At 67.7% G+C, this 15,609-nt stretch carries 12 protein-coding genes; 6 read left to right on the top strand and 6 right to left on the bottom strand.

Annotated elements, in window-relative coordinates; all coding sequences use genetic code 11:
- The first annotated feature begins 30 nt into the window (after positions 1-30).
- Entirely contained in the window at positions 31-1,425 is a 1,395-nt protein-coding gene (locus H623_RS0106140) for an alpha-L-fucosidase (protein ID WP_022900067.1), read from the top strand.
- A gap of 138 nt (positions 1,426-1,563) precedes the next feature.
- Here the strand turns inward: H623_RS0106140 and H623_RS22150 are convergent, their stop codons facing one another.
- The 5 genes from H623_RS22150 to H623_RS18190 all read right to left on the bottom strand — a co-directional run bounded on the left by H623_RS22150 (position 1,564) and on the right by H623_RS18190 (position 8,997).
- Complete coding sequence (locus H623_RS22150; RefSeq protein WP_245558915.1) at positions 1,564-1,935, bottom strand: hypothetical protein; 372 nt, start codon at positions 1,933-1,935, stop codon at positions 1,564-1,566.
- A gap of 93 nt (positions 1,936-2,028) precedes the next feature.
- A complete protein-coding gene (locus H623_RS20710; RefSeq protein ID WP_245558917.1) occupies positions 2,029-2,955 on the bottom strand; it encodes a substrate-binding domain-containing protein in 927 nt (308 codons plus the stop codon).
- Between the two features lie 81 nt (positions 2,956-3,036).
- Positions 3,037-5,523, bottom strand: a complete 2,487-nt coding sequence (locus H623_RS0106150; RefSeq protein WP_157560891.1) for a hypothetical protein — start codon at positions 5,521-5,523, stop codon at positions 3,037-3,039.
- A 76-nt stretch (positions 5,524-5,599) separates the two neighbouring features.
- Positions 5,600-6,964: an alpha-L-fucosidase gene (locus tag H623_RS18185; RefSeq protein ID WP_022900069.1), complete on the bottom strand. Its 1,365-nt coding sequence runs from the start codon at positions 6,962-6,964 to the stop codon at positions 5,600-5,602.
- Complete coding sequence (locus H623_RS18190) at positions 6,964-8,997, bottom strand: DUF2264 domain-containing protein (protein WP_022900070.1); 2,034 nt, start codon at positions 8,995-8,997, stop codon at positions 6,964-6,966. The genes H623_RS18185 and H623_RS18190 overlap by 1 nt, the downstream gene beginning before the upstream one ends.
- A 247-nt stretch (positions 8,998-9,244) precedes the next feature.
- On the opposite strand from H623_RS18190, the gene H623_RS0106165 reads away from it, so the two are divergent.
- The 4 genes from H623_RS0106165 (at position 9,245) to H623_RS0106180 (ending at position 13,603) form a co-directional block, all read left to right on the top strand.
- Positions 9,245-10,438 carry a hydroxyacid dehydrogenase gene (locus H623_RS0106165; RefSeq protein WP_022900071.1) on the top strand — a complete coding sequence of 398 codons (1,194 nt, stop codon included), beginning with the start codon at positions 9,245-9,247 and terminating at the stop codon, positions 10,436-10,438.
- A 52-nt stretch (positions 10,439-10,490) separates the two neighbouring features.
- Entirely contained in the window at positions 10,491-11,582 is a 1,092-nt protein-coding gene (locus H623_RS0106170) for a LacI family DNA-binding transcriptional regulator (protein WP_022900072.1), read from the top strand.
- Positions 11,583-11,676: 94 nt separating this feature from the next.
- The gene (locus H623_RS0106175) at positions 11,677-12,102 is read left to right on the top strand and encodes a hypothetical protein (RefSeq protein WP_022900073.1); all 426 of its coding nucleotides are present in this window, start codon (positions 11,677-11,679) and stop codon (positions 12,100-12,102) included.
- A gap of 169 nt (positions 12,103-12,271) precedes the next feature.
- Positions 12,272-13,603 carry an LCP family protein gene (locus H623_RS0106180; RefSeq protein ID WP_022900074.1) on the top strand — a complete coding sequence of 444 codons (1,332 nt, stop codon included), beginning with the start codon at positions 12,272-12,274 and terminating at the stop codon, positions 13,601-13,603.
- 192 nt (positions 13,604-13,795) lie between these two features.
- Here the strand turns inward: H623_RS0106180 and H623_RS0106185 are convergent, their stop codons facing one another.
- Positions 13,796-14,815, bottom strand: coding sequence for an aldo/keto reductase (locus tag H623_RS0106185; protein WP_022900075.1), 1,020 nt, complete (start codon positions 14,813-14,815; stop codon positions 13,796-13,798).
- A gap of 112 nt (positions 14,816-14,927) precedes the next feature.
- On the opposite strand from H623_RS0106185, the gene H623_RS0106190 reads away from it, so the two are divergent.
- Complete coding sequence (locus H623_RS0106190) at positions 14,928-15,527, top strand: TetR/AcrR family transcriptional regulator (protein ID WP_022900076.1); 600 nt, start codon at positions 14,928-14,930, stop codon at positions 15,525-15,527.
- The last annotated feature ends 82 nt before the right edge of the window (positions 15,528-15,609 follow it).

Genomic DNA, 15,609 nt, shown 5'->3' on the forward strand with positions numbered 1-15,609 from the left:
GCGTAGCGTGTCCGCGTGAAGGAGCCTGCCATGTCCCTCGATGCCTCCCTCGAGGTCTCTCTCGATTCCGCTTTGGCCGGATCGACGTCGGAAGCCGTTCTCGGCCACGCGCCGTGCGCCCCTGATACGGCGTGGTTCACGCGTGATCGGTTGGGGTTGTTCGTGCATTGGGGCCTGTATGCGTTGGGGGCGCGGCATGAGTGGGTGATGAGTCGTGAGCGGATGTCGGTGGCCGATTACGAGCGGTATGCCGCGCACTTCGATCCGGATCTGTTCGATGCCCATGAGTGGGCGGCCGCGGCGAAGGCGGCGGGGATGCGGTATGTGGTGTTGACGACGAAGCATCATGACGGGTTCTGTCTGTGGGACTCGGCGTTGACGGAGTACACGGTGATGCGCACCCCGTTCGGTAGGGATGTGGTGGCCGAGTTCGTGGCCGCGGTGCGGGAGGCGGGTCTGAAGGTCGGGTTCTATCACTCGCTGCTGGACTGGCATCACCCGCATTTCCCGATCGACGGGCACCACCCGTTGCGCGACGACCCGAACGTGGCCGAGTTGAACGCGGGCAGGGATGTGGCCGTCTACCGGGAGTATCTGCACGGGCAGGTGCGGGAGTTGCTGACGAACTACGGCCGCATCGATTACCTGTTCTTCGACTTCTCCTACGGCGGAGAGGGCGGCGGCGGTGATGCGGGCGGCGGCGAGGGGGCGACCGGGTCGATCTGGGGCGGCAAGGGGGCGCCCGACTGGGGCGCACAGGAACTGCTGGAGACGGTGCGTGAACTGCAGCCGGGCATCCTCGTCAACGACAGGCTCGGCATCCCGGGCGATTTCGTCACTCCGGAGCAGTACCAGCCCGACAGGCCGATGGAGGTCGACGGACAGCAGGTGCGGTGGGAGGCGTGCCAGACGCTCAACGGCTCCTGGGGGTACGACCGAGACAACGACGACTACAAGAGCGTCGACCTGCTCGTGAGGATGCTGATCGACGGCGTCTCGAGTAACGGCAACCTTCTGCTGAACGTCGGCCCCAACGGGCGCGGCGCGTTCGACCCGAACGCGAACGCGGCATTGGCAGGGCTCGGCGAATGGATGCGCCTGCACGATCGCTCCATCTACGATGCTGGCCCCAGCACCTTCACTCCGCCTCGCGACGTGCGCTACACGCAGAGCGGGAACCGGCTCTACGCACACCTGTTCGCCTGGCCGTTCCAGACACTCCACCTGCGCGGCCTGGCCGGCAGTGTCACGTACGCGCAACTGCTGAACGACGCCAGTGAGCTGAAGACGCGCGTCATCGACCCCGGTGCGACCGCCCAGAACCTCACCCAGGGCGGGCAACCGGAAGGCACTCTCACCCTCACGCTTCCCGTACAACGACCGGACGTCGCCGTGCCCGTCATCGAACTGTTCCTCACCAACTGAACCGTGCCGTTGGAGAACACCAGGCGGGAAACGGCCCACCGATAGCGTGAGGGCTCGTCGGCGCGGAGGGAGCGAGTCTTCACAACGCCATGAGGGGAGCGGTATCCCGCCCCCCTCATTGACTGTCATCGACGTGTATTACGACGAGCTCTTCTGCGCGTTGTCGAGCAGCGTCTTGAGCTTCGAGGTGAGACCCTTCGTGTCGAGCTGGCCGGAGAGGAATCCGTTCCAGGCGACGAGCTGGTCGGAGCCCAGACCGTACTTCGCGTCGAAGTTGTAGTCGAAGACGCTCTTTCCGGCGTCGTCGATCATCTTCGTCACGGACTGCAGGGCTGTCGAACCGTAGCCGCCGTCTTGCACGCTTCCCTTGACCACCGTCGGAGCCAGGCGCGTCTTCGAGAAGTTGGCCGCGGCATCCTTCGACAGCAGCGCCCGCAGAATCTCCTTGGCTCCTGCCGGGTTCTTGCCCTTCAGCGGCACCGTGAACGGCTCGCCCGCCGAACTGCGCACGGCCTCGTACGGCAGCTTCGAGCTCGAGTCGAGAATCGGCTACGGTGCGGCTGTCATCTTGAATCCGCTCTTGGTGGCCTTCTTCATCTCGTTCTAGATCCAGCTGCCCGACGGGTACAGGATGGCCTGCTCGTCGTTGCTCCACTTGGCCTGCGCTGCGGTGAACTGCGTGCCGGAACCGCCGGGGATGAAGTAGCCGTTCTTGACCGCCTTCTCGAGCGCATCGAAGACGCCCTGCACGGCGTCGTCGTCCCAGGCGCTCGAGTCGCCGTTGTTCAGCTTCGTGATGATGCCGGTGCCGCCTTGCTTCACCGCCGAGTTGATGGCCAGCGTCTGGTAGTACGAGGCCGACTCCTTGCCGAATGTGAACAGGTACTTGTCCTTCTTCTTCGCCTTGGCCCCGAGCGCGAGGGTGTCGTCCCACGTCTTCGGCGGCTCCCAGCCTTCCTTCTCGAACAGGCTCGCCGAGTACCAGATGCCGTAAATGGTGAGCACATAGTTGAAGGCGACGAACTTGTCGTTGTAGGTGCCGGCATTCTTCACGCCCGGATAGATGGCGTCGCCGATGCGCTCGCCCTCGTAGTTGTGGATGTCGAACATGCTGTCGAGCGTCTCGAGCTCGTTCAGAATCGAGACGAACGGAATCTGATCGCCGCCCGCGTTGCACACGAGGTCCGGCGGGTTGCCCGCCACGAAGCGCGGCTGTAGTGCCTTGCCGATGTCGGTCGTGGGAGTGACCGTCGTCGTGATGCCCGTGAACCGCTTCTTGACCTCCTTTGCGGCGTACGTCGCCCAGTCGTAGCCGTACCCGCCGTTGAACATGTACACCTCGATGGAGGTGTCGTTCTTCAGGCCGAACGGGTTCTTCGACGAGGCACTGGTGGTGTTCGATCCGGTGCTGCCATCGGCGGGGGAGGCGCACGAGGCGAGCGCCATCCCCACCGGTGCCATCACGCCGAGCGCAAGTGCGCCGCGCAAGAAGTCGCGCCGCACGATCGTGGGCTTGTCCTGATGTGCCATGACTGTGTTGCCTTTCTCATCGGCGTTCCCGCACAGCGGGAACTGTCGTTTCGGAATGTTCTTTCTCGTGGTGTCGCGCGGTCACTGCATGCGGCGCTTCCGCCGTGCGACGAGGATGCCCGCCCCGGCGCCCAGCACCGCGAGCGATCCCAGCGCCGGCCAGAGCACGTCGGATCCGGTGCTCGCCAGGTCCGCTCCGTCGGCGGCGGGGTCGGCACCCGTGCCGGCCGGGTCGGAGGCTTGTCCGCCCTGCGAACCGGATCCCTGCGAACCGGATCCCTGGTCGCTCGAACCCTGGTCGCCCTGGTCTCCGGATCCCTGGTCGCCGCCGGTGGACTGCGCCGGGTCGGTATCGAACGTGACGTACTGCGAGGCGTCCCCGGGGCTCTGCTGCTCCAGTCGGAACGCGCCGTCCTCGTACACCAGCGCCAGGCCGCTGTTGCGATTCACGAGCCGGTAGGTGGTTGAACCCGCCAGTGATGTGGAGCTCATGGATGCAGCGGCCTCCGTCGCTGTCGCCGCCTTCGCTCCCGAACTGCTCGCGTTCGCCGGGGAGTGAGGTGCCACGACCTGCACGTACCATTCGTCACTGCCGCCGGGGCTGCCGAAGCCACCGTTGCCGGCCGGGTCGGCGTCGGGCAGCTTTGCGCCGTCGGCCGCCGTGGCGCCCATGGCGCGCTGCGCGGCGGCGGAGGACCCGCTGACCTGCAGGTAGCTGCCGTCGGCCGCGTTCTGCAGCCGGTAGAAGCCGCTGCCGTACGCGTAGTCCGGATCGTCCACCGTCACGAGCTTCCACTGCGTCGACGTGTCGCTCGTGCCGTGGGGGCCGAGCATCTTGTCACCGATCGTGATCGTGTAGGGGGTCGAGGCATCCACGGTCGCACCGTCGACATCCTTGGGATCGCGGTGCACCGTGTAGACCTTCTGGTCCGTGTGCGGCGTCATCGCCACCCGTGTCACGGCGCCACCGGGAATGTCGGAGAGCGTCAGGAATGACGACCCCGTCACGTTCTGGTTGGTGAGGCTGCCCGAGTCGAGCGTGGTGAGGTATCCGCCGTACGAGCCGTCGGGGAGCGTGCCGACGACCTGCCACGACGAGGGGTCGCCGAGGTCGGCGGTGTCGTAGACGTTGCCGTCGTAACCGACGATGCGGTATGTCTCGGAGAAGGCGTCGTAGCTGATCGCGGACTCGTTGTTGCCCAGCGGAAGGTGGAAGAGCAGCCCGGAGTCCGGGTCCTCCCAGTACGAGGTGCCGGTGATGATCTGCTGCACGGTCTGCTGGCCGGTGTCGGGGCTGGTCCAGGTGACGTAGATGCCGCCGGTGAACACCTTCTTGCCGTCCTGGTAGACGTCGTCCTTCGCGACGACGTTCACGCTCTCGCCCGTGATCGGATCGGTGTAGTCCACGGCCGGAACGCTGGCGCCGGAGGCGTCGACGATCGTGTGGGCGAAGGTGTTCGCCGTGTATTGGTTGCCGTCGGCGTCGCGGAACTTCAGGATGTGATCGCTCGCGACAGAGGACGCCTGCACGCTCACCTTCGCACCGTCGGAGTTCGTACCCGAGTAGGAGACGGCATCCGTCGCGGGGTCGTACGACATGCCCATTCCTGCGGGGCCGCCGACGCTGCCGTCGATGCCGCCCAGCCCGGGCTGGTCCCACGAACCGTCGTAGTACTTCTCCCAGGTGCCCGGAGCCATGTTCTCGCTTATCGGCGCCCTGGCCATCTCGGTCCAGCTGGCCACCGTGCTCGCGTACGGCTTCTTGTAGATCTTGACGTTGTAGCTGATGTAGAAGTACCCCGTCGAGTAGTCGACGAAGAGGCGGCATCCGGAGTCGCCGAACGGATACGTCGTGCCCGGTGACGACGTGTCGTCGACGATGCCGTTGCCGCTGGCGTCGTTGTCGTCCCAGTGCGAGGTGAGCACGGGGCCCTGGTACTGCCAGCTGGTGCCCTCGTCCTTCGACGTGGCGAGCAGGATGCGGTCGTTGTGCAGACCGGTGCTGACCTTGTCGGCGACCGTGGCATCCGCTCCCTTCGTCTGCCACGGATCGAACTGGTACTCGTCGTTCAGCAGCGCGTACCAGTCGCCGCTCGTGGGCTCGACCCAGACGCCGATGACGTCGCAGTGATCGTCCTGCTGCGGCGACGGGATCGGGAAGACGCTCGACTCGTCGACCTTGTAACAGATGCTGCCCGGGTCTTCGAAGTGCGCGTTCGCGGTGACGGAGGTCGTCGATCCGTTGGAGACGCCTGCCGCCGTGGCGCCGAAGTCGTCGTTCGTGAACGTCTTGGCCCAGCCGCTGTTCGGCGCGTAGGGGGTGTCGCCGGTGCTCCAGTGGAACACGCCGTCCTTGCCGACGAACGCGCTGCCGGCGATGTCCGACGTCATCGCGCCGGGCATCGTCACCGTGGAGACGGATTTGTAGGCCGGGGGTGTGAGCGCGGAGTCGGCCGCGAAGCTGCTCGTGGCCGGCACGATGGCCAGAGCGGCCGCCCCGGCGAGGGCGATAGCGGTTCCCGCGCGCCGGCGTCGTCGTGCCGACGAGGGGGTGTCGGGGAGATGCATGGGCGTGTGACCTTTCTTCATTGATCGGTACTGCGTCTTCGTGGATGGGCGCGGCGCCGCTTCGCGCCGCCGTTCGTCAGACGTCGGCGAGGTCGGGATTGACCTCGGCCGACGGGGCGGTCTCGTGGTGCCGCGTCTCGATCGCGAAGACCGGGGGAGCGGATGCGGCGCGGTCCACGCCGATCCGGATGGCGCGGTCGCCGCGATGCTCGAACGGGACGGCCTCGCCCGTGTCGAGCGCCGTGAGACGGTGGATCCGAATGTCCTCCGGCAGTTGCAGCACGACCGCACCGGAGACCGGGATGCGCGTGACGATCGCGTAGACCACGCCGGTCTCGGCGTTGCGCGTGTAGAACCCCCAGCCCGGATAGTCCCAGCCCTCGGCCACGCCGCAGCCGTAGACGCACGCGCCGTTCGCGGCGAGCCACGCGCCGACGGTGCCCACGACATCCTGCTCGAACTCCGGGAAAGAGCCGTCGCCGCGCGGACCGAAGTTCAGCAGCAGGTTGCCGCCCAGACTCACGGCGTGCACGAGCTGTTCGACGAGCTCGAGCGGATGCTTGTGGCTGCGCGCGACGTCGGCGCCCGCGTGGTACCCCCACGAGTTCTGCGGAATGGTCATGCAGGCCTCCCAGTCCTCGGCGGTGACCGAGCGGTCCCACGGCTCGGGCAGCCGGCGCTCGTATCCGCTGAAGTAGTCGCCCATCAGGGCGCCCTCGGAGCCGCGATGGCGGGTGCCGTGTTCGTCGGCGCGCAGCCTGCTGTTCACGATGGCGCCGGGGATGAGCGCCTTGAGCATTCGCTCGGTCTCCAACGTCCATCGGCCGTTGGCCTTCACGGACTCGTCCCACGTGCCGTCGAACCAGAAGCCGCGCACGGCCGGGTAGCGGGTGGCGAGCTCACGCAGCTGATCGGAGGCGAACGTCAGGTAGCGGGTGAAGGCATCCCGGTCGGCGGGCGTGTCGACGCTGTAGCGCCAGTCGGGGTGGTGCCAGTCCAGCACCGAGTAGTAGAGGTGCACGGCGAGACCGACGTCGGTGTACGCGTGCACGAGGTCGCCGATCACGTCGCGCTTCAGCGGCGTCGCGGCGACGGTGAAGTCCGTGTACTCGCTGGGCCAGAGGCAGAAGCCGTCGTGGTGCTTGGTCGTGATCGTGACGTAGCGAGCGCCGAGATCGCGTGCGGTTCGTGCCCAGGTCATCGGGTCGAACTCGGGCGCCGTGAACTCGTCGCCGAGCCGTGCCCAGCGCTCCGGCGGAATGGTCGCCGACTGCGGCAGGAATTCTGCGGCGAAGCCGTACGTGACGCCGTCCCAACTGCCGGCCGGCAGCGCGTACAGCCCCCAGTGGATGAACTGGCCGAATCGATCGTGCCGGAACGACCGCATGGATGCGTCGTCACGGGGTTCGTGCGTCTGCGCCCCGTACTCGAGACCGCCCATCAGAGGTTCGCCGCCTTCGGCCCGGTGTGGTGGTCCCACGGAACGAACGTGTCGAGGTCGCACTCGATCGGCTCGTCACCCCGCCACGTGACGGTGATGCGTGTGCCGTCGACGCGCACCTGCACGCTGTCGCGCCACGCATCGATCGCCGGCTCGCCGGCCCCACCCAGCTGAGGGGCGTCCGTGCGGGTGAGCACGTGGAGCGCGACGAAGACGCTCGACCCCGGCTCGCACTCGCCGAGCAGCACCGGCGTCGCGGAGTGCTCCCCGAGCGCGTTCGCCCCGCGGTACTCGACGACGGATGCCTCGCCATACCCGTGCAAGCCGACGCACGCCGCCGTGATCCCGCCTTCACCCCGCGCCCACGCGTGGTGGGCACCGGCACCGTGCGACGGAGGGAGGGCATCCGCTATCGCGAATCCGCCCTCGCGCACGGCCCAGCGCCGCGGCGAGACGACCAGGTGCGCCCGTACCTCGAACGCGCCGTGCACGAACGAGACGGTGGTCACGGCGCAGCCGTCGAGGAGCCGGCGGCCGCGTTGCGGGAGGTGCACCGACCCGGCGACCTGTCCCTCCACCCGGCTGCCGCGCAACGCGCTGCGCCGGCTCGCGACGCCCTTCTCGTCGAGCAGGGCGAAGTGCGAGTCCACGTCGTCGGTCCAGGCCGTCGCCGTGCCCGGCGCCGTTTGCGTGCTGTACGCGAACTTGGCGTAGTGCGGGTCGTCGCCGTCCACATCGTCGCCCACCGGGATCCAGGTGTGGTCGCTGCCGTGGTTGACCAGGCGCACCACGCCGTCACCGGGAGTGGCGAGGATCCAGCCGGCCGACGGCATCCCGTCGGTGAACGTCGTCGTCTCGGTGGGCTGCGGCTCCTCGCGCGCGGTCCAGACGTCGGCGTCGGCCGGCAGCGCCAGACCGAGGAAGCCGATGCCGGCGAGATAGGGCGAACCGAAGCCGCTGTAGTCCTGGCGCATCGGCTCGAACGGGGAGTACCAGCCGAGGCTCAGCGGGCCGTCGACCCCGACGCCCTTCTCGGTGAAGCGCGCGAGCACGCCGGAGGCCAGGCGCCGCGTGGCGCCGGGCGTCAGCGGGTTCACGCCGGAGAGCTCGGCGCACCAGAGCGCGGCCAGCGCCGCGGTGCGATAGGTGAGCGAGCGCCCGACGTGCAGAAGCGAGCCATCGGGAGCGATGAACCGGGCGAACGAGGCCGCGAACTCGGCCAGTCGCTCGAGGTGACGGGCTCCTTCCGGCGTGCTCTGGGCATCCGTCATGCGATACCAGGCCCAGAGGTAGGGGTGGATCGCCCACGCGTTGTAATAGTCGATCGCGTGCTCCGGGCCGTCGGTGTACCAGCCGTCGCCGAGGTACCACGACTCCACACGGCCCACGTTGCGGGCGCCGTTCGTGCCGCTGACGTCTTCGCCGACCGAGCGCAGGAAGCCTTCCGCCATGGCCGGGAAGAGCTGCCAGTTGCTCTGCCACGCCTCCAGGCGGGCATGGTGCAGGAGCCAGGATGCCAGTTGTCGCTGTTCCGCGCGCGTCAGCCGGTCCCAGAGCTTCTCGCGTGTGAGGTGCAGGCCGAACGCCACGTTCGCCGCCTCGACCATGCTGTTCGTCACGCCCGAGAGCGGGGTGCGGCAGGCCACGCCGGTCGGCCAGGACTCGGCGCCGTCGGGAGCGGTGCCGGCCAGTAGCGCCCGCACGTACCACTCGAGGTGCTGCTCCGTCGCCGCGTCGTCGGTGCCGGCGATGCGCGGAGCCGCGAGCAGGAACGAGCGACAGACGGTCTCCATGCACTCGCGACGCACTCCGTCGACGGTCACGCGCCCCGGCAGCCTCGTCATCGCGCCTTGCGGGCTCGAATAGCGGCGCACCTGGCCGAGCCAGTGATCGGCGACCGCGATCCAGTGCTCGCGCGTCCAGCCGGTGAGTGGAGAGAGGGTCGGGTCGGGCTCCGGAAGAGTGAGCGATGCAGTTCCTGGAACGACGACAGACGCGTGCCGTTCCCGCTCCACCTCGTGCTGGATGCTCATGGCTTGCCCTCGCGCCGCGCCTTTCCTCAACGCCGTTGTCTCCGCGCTTTCCGATCTCGCAATGGTAAGCGCTTGCTACGAGTGATCAAAGTAGCCAGCGGTCGGATGTTTGTCAACAGCTCGGGCCTGCTCGCATGCAATCGCACACGAGACAAGGATTTCTCGGATCCTGCCGTCCATGACTCGGGACGTCGTGCTGTGGAGATAGTGATCCGAACGTTGCACTGTCTAGTAAGCGGTTACTATCATGAACGCGACGGTTGGACGGAGGGGTCCGAGCGCCGCGCAGTACGAGCAGTCGCCGGGCCGAGCGGTCGCCAGTGCGACGAGGCGCGGAACGGCCGGGCGCAGTACGAGCGCCAAAAGCGACCAGACGCAGAACGACCTGATGCAGAACGACCTGATGCAGAACGAGGAGACATCGACGACGATGACGAGCACGCGACCGTCCGCGATTCTGGCCATGACGCCGGAATCCCTCGCCGATGTGTTCTCGCCGACGGCGCGAGCGCGACTGGAGCGCACCGTGACGCTGATCGGACCGCAACCGGTCACGGACTTCGCGCACGAGCATGCGCGCTCCGCCCTGCAAGAGGCGCAGATCATGATCACAGGGTGGGAGGCGCCACCGATCGACGTCGACGTCATTGACGCGGCGCCGCGGCTGAGAGCGATCGTGCACGCGGCGGGCACGGTGAAGACGTTCCTCTCCCGCGAGGTCTTCTCCCGAGGCATCCGGGTCTCCAGCTGCGCGGCGATGAACGCCATTCCGGTGGCCGAGTTCACCGTGGCGTGCATCGTCTTCGGTCTCAAGCGCGCCAGCGTGTTCGCGGCCCGGCTGCGTCAGACGCACGGCGTGCGCAGCACCGAGGGCATGCATCCGATCGGAACGAACGGCGTCACAGCCGGGCTCGTCGGCGCCTCGAGGGTGGGCCGCGAGGTGATTCGACTGCTGCGGGAGTACGACGTGCGTGTTCTGGTGAGCGATCCTTACCTGTCGGACATCGAGGCGCTGCGGCTCGGTGTCGAACGGGTGCCGCTGCCGGAATTGTGCCGGCGCAGCGACGTGCTGAGCGTGCACGCGCCCGCGAACGAGTCGACACTCGGAATGATCGGTGCCGAGGAGCTCGCCTTGCTGCACGATGGAGCCGTGGTGATCAATACGGCGCGAGGGCAGCTGATCGATGCGGATGCGCTGACCGCCGAACTCGTCTCGGGCCGACTGGATGCCTACCTCGACGTCACGGACCCCGAGCCGCTTCCCGCGGGGTCGCCTCTGTACACGCTGCCGAACGTGGTCGTCACGCCGCACATCGCCGGCGCGCTCGGCAACGAGGTGCACCGACTCGGCGACCTGGCGGTCGACGAGGTGGCCAGAGCGGTTACCGGCCTGCCGTTCGAGCACGAGGTGCGCGTGAGCGACTTGGCGCACATCGCGTGATGCGCGAAACGGGGCGCTCACGTCGTGCTCGCGCAGGCAGGGGAGGAGACCGATGAGCCCGCGCGGGAACGCGGCACAGCCCGGTGGTCGGCGCACCGCCACCATCGCGGACGTCGCCGAGCAGGCGGGCGTCTCCACCGCGACGGTCTCGCGCGTGCTGAACGGCGACTACCCGGTGGCACGCGCGACCAAGGAGAGCGTGCTCGAGGCGGTCAGTGCTCTCGGATACACCGCCAACGCCCACGCTAGGGCGCTCGCGAGCTCCGCCACCCGCACGGTGGGCATCATCATCAACGACATGGTCGACCCGTTCTTCTCCTACGTCGCGCGTGGTGTGGAGATGGAGGCTGCGGCTGCCGGGCGGCTCTGCATCGTCGCGACCGCGCACGGGGATGCGGCGCGGGAGCTCGATCTCATCGATCAGTTGCGCGAGCAGAGGGCCGACGCGGTGATCGTGGTCGGCGGCGCCCATGACGAGCCCGCCGCCCGCCGCAAGATGGCCGAGCGGGCACGGGCTCTGGCCACCATCGGCTCGGTGCTGGTGCTGTGCGGCCGGCCTTCCCTCGGCGCGGATGTGCCGACCAAGATGGTCGGCTACGACAACGAGGGCGGTGCCTTCGCCCTCACCGAACACCTGCTGGCGCAGGGACACCGCCGCATCCTTTATCTGGGCGGGCCGCACGGGCTCTCCACCACGGTCTCTCGACTCGACGGCTATCGCAGGGCGTTGAAGTCCCGCGGCATCGAGCCCGACGAGGAACTCATCCGCGAAGGAGCGTTCGGGCGAAGCTATGGCCATCGCGCCATGAAAGACGTGCTGGCGCTCGATCTCGACTACACGGCTGTGTTCGCGGCGAACGACCTGGTGGCGGCGGGAGCGTTGCAGGCCATGACGGATGCCGGCCTGCACGTCCCCGAAGACGTCTCGCTCGTCGGCTACGACGACATTCCGCAGTCGTTCGAGCTGAAGCCGAAGCTGACGACGGTGCATGTGCCTTTGGAAGAGATGGGGCGCGAGGCGGTGCGGATCGCGCTCGCCGACGACGACGGCTTCGGCCGGCGCGACGGAGACGAGACGGTCGTGGGAACGCACGTCGTCATCCGCGACTCCGTCGCGCCGCCGGCCCTGGTTCCCCGCGCCTGAGCCTGTGGGCCCGGGCCCCCTGGCGACGCGATCTGTCTGCGCGACCCGCCGCGCGGCATCCACGCGAAGCGGCATACCGACTTACCGTGAGCGCATGGATGACATCGAGCCGACACCCCAGCAGCTGCTCGCGGCGCTGGATGCCAGCGAGCTCGCCGAGTCCGTCCGCGCGCTGACCGACGGGCAGTGCACCGACCTTATCGAGCGCGTCGCGCTGCTGGTGGGCGCCAACCGATCGCTGTCGGTGGACGAGTTCCGCGGCGAGCTCACGGACATCCTGGACTCCGGGCCGACATTCCACGCCGTGCTGCACGGCGGGCAGTTCGATGGGCAGGTGATGGAGCTCGACCCCGAGGACTACGACGCCGACGTGATCTGCGCGGCGGTCGAGGAGGAGGCGCCGCACCCGCTGCACTCGCTCTACAGGCTGAGCGAGGGGGAGCCGGGCCCCGGCGCGACGGTGCACTATCGATTCGGCGGTCTCGTGGCAGTGGATGTCACCGAGAGCGGCAACCGCTGATCGCTTCGAACGCCTCGGTGGCTTCGAATGCCTCCGTCGCTTCGAGTGCCTCGGTCGCTTCGAGTGCCTGAGCGGGGCCGGGGTTGCGTCCCGCCGAATGACGCGGTCACGTCGACTCGCGCACCGGCCGGACTTGGTCGCTGCACCGGGGTGCCCGTAGGTTGGTGCGGTGACCGCATCGAGGAGAGCACGCCGGGAGGCGTCCGATTCTCGTCGTCCGCGCACGATTGCCCGACACGGCAAGCTGCAACGGCATCCCTGGCAGACGTTCGGCAAGATCGTGGCCTCCATCGCCAGCGTCGGCCTCGTGAGCGTGCTGGGCATCGCCGGTGTCGCTGCCGCGAACCTCGTCTCCGACGTCAAACCGACCGTGCACCTCGTCGGCGAGGAGAAGCTCGGCACCGTCCCCGACATCGGAGCGCTGGAAGGTGGGGTGAACATCCTGCTCACCGCCTCCGACACTCGTACCGGGCAAGGCGGCGCGTGGGGCACCACGGACGACAGCTCCGGGGCCGGCCTCAACGACGTCACCATGCTGGTGCACCTCTCGAAGGATCACACGCACGCCACGGTCGTGAGCTTTCCGCGTGACCTGATGCTCCCCATTCCGTCGTGCCCCGACGGAGACGGCGGGTGGAACAGTGCGATGTCGTTCCAGCCGTTGAACACGACGCTGTCCGACGGCGGAGTGGCGTGCACGGTTCTCACGATCGAGAAGCTGACGGGGGTGAAAATCCCGTTCGCCGGCGTCGTGGACTTCGAGGGTGTCGTCGCGATGTCGAATGCGATCGGAGGCGTGCCGGTCTGCATCACCGGGGGCGGCATCCATGACGAGCACACGAACCTCGATCTGCCCGACGGCACGGCCACGCTGCAGGGCATGCAAGCGGCCGAGTTCCTGCGCACCCGCTACGGCGTGGGCGACGGGTCCGACCTCGGCCGCATCAGTAACACGCAGGTCTTCCTCTCGGCGCTGGTGCGCACGGTGATGACGAAGCAGACGCTCACCAATCCGGTGAAGATGTGGGGCATCGTCAAGGCGGCGCAGCAGCACATCCAGTGGTCCGACTCGCTGAGCAACGTCACCACGCTCTACCAGATCGCGATGGCCGCGAAGGACCTCAAGTACAGCAACATCACGTTCGTGCAGTACCCCGTGGGCGACGACTCGGACTACCCGGGCAAGGTCGTCGCCGACCACGACTCTGCGGACGTTCTGATGAATGCCATCCAGAACGACCAGCCCATTCAGCTGACCGGAGGCACCGGCGTCGGTGCCGAGGACGCATCAGAGGCGTCGGGCGCGGCCGGCACAGCCGACGCCTCGACGGATGCCTCCAGCACCAATTCGACGGGCACCGATTCGACCGGCACCGGTTCGACGGACGGCACGTCCTCGAGCGGGTCGACGCCTGCCGCTACGTCGACCGCGGTGGCGCTCCCCGAGGACGTCAAGGGCCAGACGGCGGCCACGCAGACCTGCTCGAAGGGGAACAACTGACCGGCGAGCACAGGGCGAACCTGCTCTAGTGCAGCCCTGAAGGGCACCCCCGGGAAGAGCAGCGCCGAAGGGCACCTCGGAAGAGCAGCGCTGAGACATACCGTTTCGGCCGAAACACCCCTCGAGGAGGCACGTCTCGGCCGATACGGTATGTCTCACGTGGCCTGTGGCCGGCGGGCCTCGGGCTCCCGGTCAGGCGGCGGAACGCTCGAGCAGAGGCCGGCGACGCAGCGTCGCGGATGCGATCGGCGGAGTGTCGTACTCCTGGTCCATCCGGCCGATTCCGGTGCCGGGAGCGGTGATCGCGTCGATCCGGTCGAGCAGTTCGTCGGTGAGTCGCACGTCCGCAGCCGCGAGCAGATCATCGAGTTGCTCCATGGTGCGTGGGCCGATGAGCGCGGCGGTCACACCGGGGTGCGCGACGACGAAGGCGAGCGCCATGTGCGTGAGCGGTATTCCGGCCTCGTCGGCGAGAACGATGAACTCCTCGACCGCGTCGACGCGACGCTTGTCGCGAAGGGCAGCGAACATGCGCGTGCGGCGCAGGTCGGTCTCCTGGCCACGGCGAATACGTCCGGTGAGCATGCCGCTCGCCAGAGGGCTCCAGATCAGGGTGCCCATGCCGTATCGCTGTGCGACGGGAAGCACCTCACGCTCGATCGTGCGATCGAGCAGCGAGTAGTGAGGCTGCTCGGTGCGGAAGCGTTCGAGTCCACGCCGCTCAGCAGCCCATTGCGCCTCGACCATCTCCGAGGCGGGCATGTCGGATGAGCCGATGGCCCGAACCTTGCCGCTGCGCACGAGGTCGGTGAGCGCGGAGAGCGTCTCTTCGATGTCTGTCTGCGGGTCGGGGCGGTGCATCTGGTAGAGGTCGAGATGGTCTGTCCGAAGCCGGCGGAGCGTGTTCTCGACTGCCGTCATGATCCAGCGACGAGATCCGCCCTGATGGTTCGGATCGTCGCCGATGGGGCGTGCGAACTTGGAGGCGAGCACCACATCATCGCGGCGTCCCTCGAGTGCGCGGCCGAGCATCTCCTCGGAGTCGCCGTACGCGTCGGCGGTGTCGATGAAGTTGATGCCTGCCTCGAGAGCACGGCTCACCATCGCGTTCACCTCCTTCTGGTCGCCGTTGCCGAACGAGCTGAACATCATCGCGCCGAGCGCGAACGGCGACACCTGGATTCCGGTGCGGCCGAGCGGGCGATAGAGCATGGTTCTCCCTTGATTGCGATTCGTCCCGTGCCGGGCGGTAGGCTGAGCGTAAACGGAACGTTCGTCCGCAAGTATACGGAACGTGCTTCCGGTTTGTCACGGAGGAATTGTCGTGAGCGCTGCAGACGCGTCCGGGGGCGCCCCCCGCCGAAAGCGTGCCGATGCGGTACGCAACACCGAGGCTGTCCTCGAAGCTGCGAAGGAGGAGTTCGCCCGATCGGGCGTCGACGCGCCGATGCGCGACATCGCGGCGCGGGCAGGCGTGGGGGTGGGCACGATCTACCGCAACTACCCGCAGCGATCCGACCTGATCATCGCCGTCTTCCGTCGAGAGCTCGAGGCCACGGCGGCAGAAGCCGACCGTCTCGCCGCCGAGTGTGCGCCGCCGGAGGCGTTGCGCCGGTGGGCGGAGAGCCTCGCACGGTTCGTGGCGACGAAACGCGGCTTCGCGAGCGCACTGCACTCCGGCGATCCTGCTTATCAGCAACTGCCCACCCAGTTTCTCGGCATGCTTGCACCGAGAGTGCAGCGCATCCTCGATGCCGGCGTGCGCGAGGGCACGATTCGCGGCGGAGTGAGCGCTGAGGACCTCATTCATGCGCTCAGTCGTCTCGCCGATGATCAAGCGGAAAGCGCAGGCGGAACGGGTCCGCGAATGACCGATGTCTTGCTCGACGGACTCACCGTGTCATCCCAGCGCAACGAGGAGTGACCGCACGGCACTGAGACATACCGATTCGGCCGAGACATGCTTCCTCGAGGTCTGTTTCGGCCGAATCGGTATGTCTCGCGGG

This window comes from Humibacter albus DSM 18994 (genome assembly GCF_000421825.1).
Classification (GTDB): Bacteria; Actinomycetota; Actinomycetes; order Actinomycetales; family Microbacteriaceae; genus Humibacter; species Humibacter albus.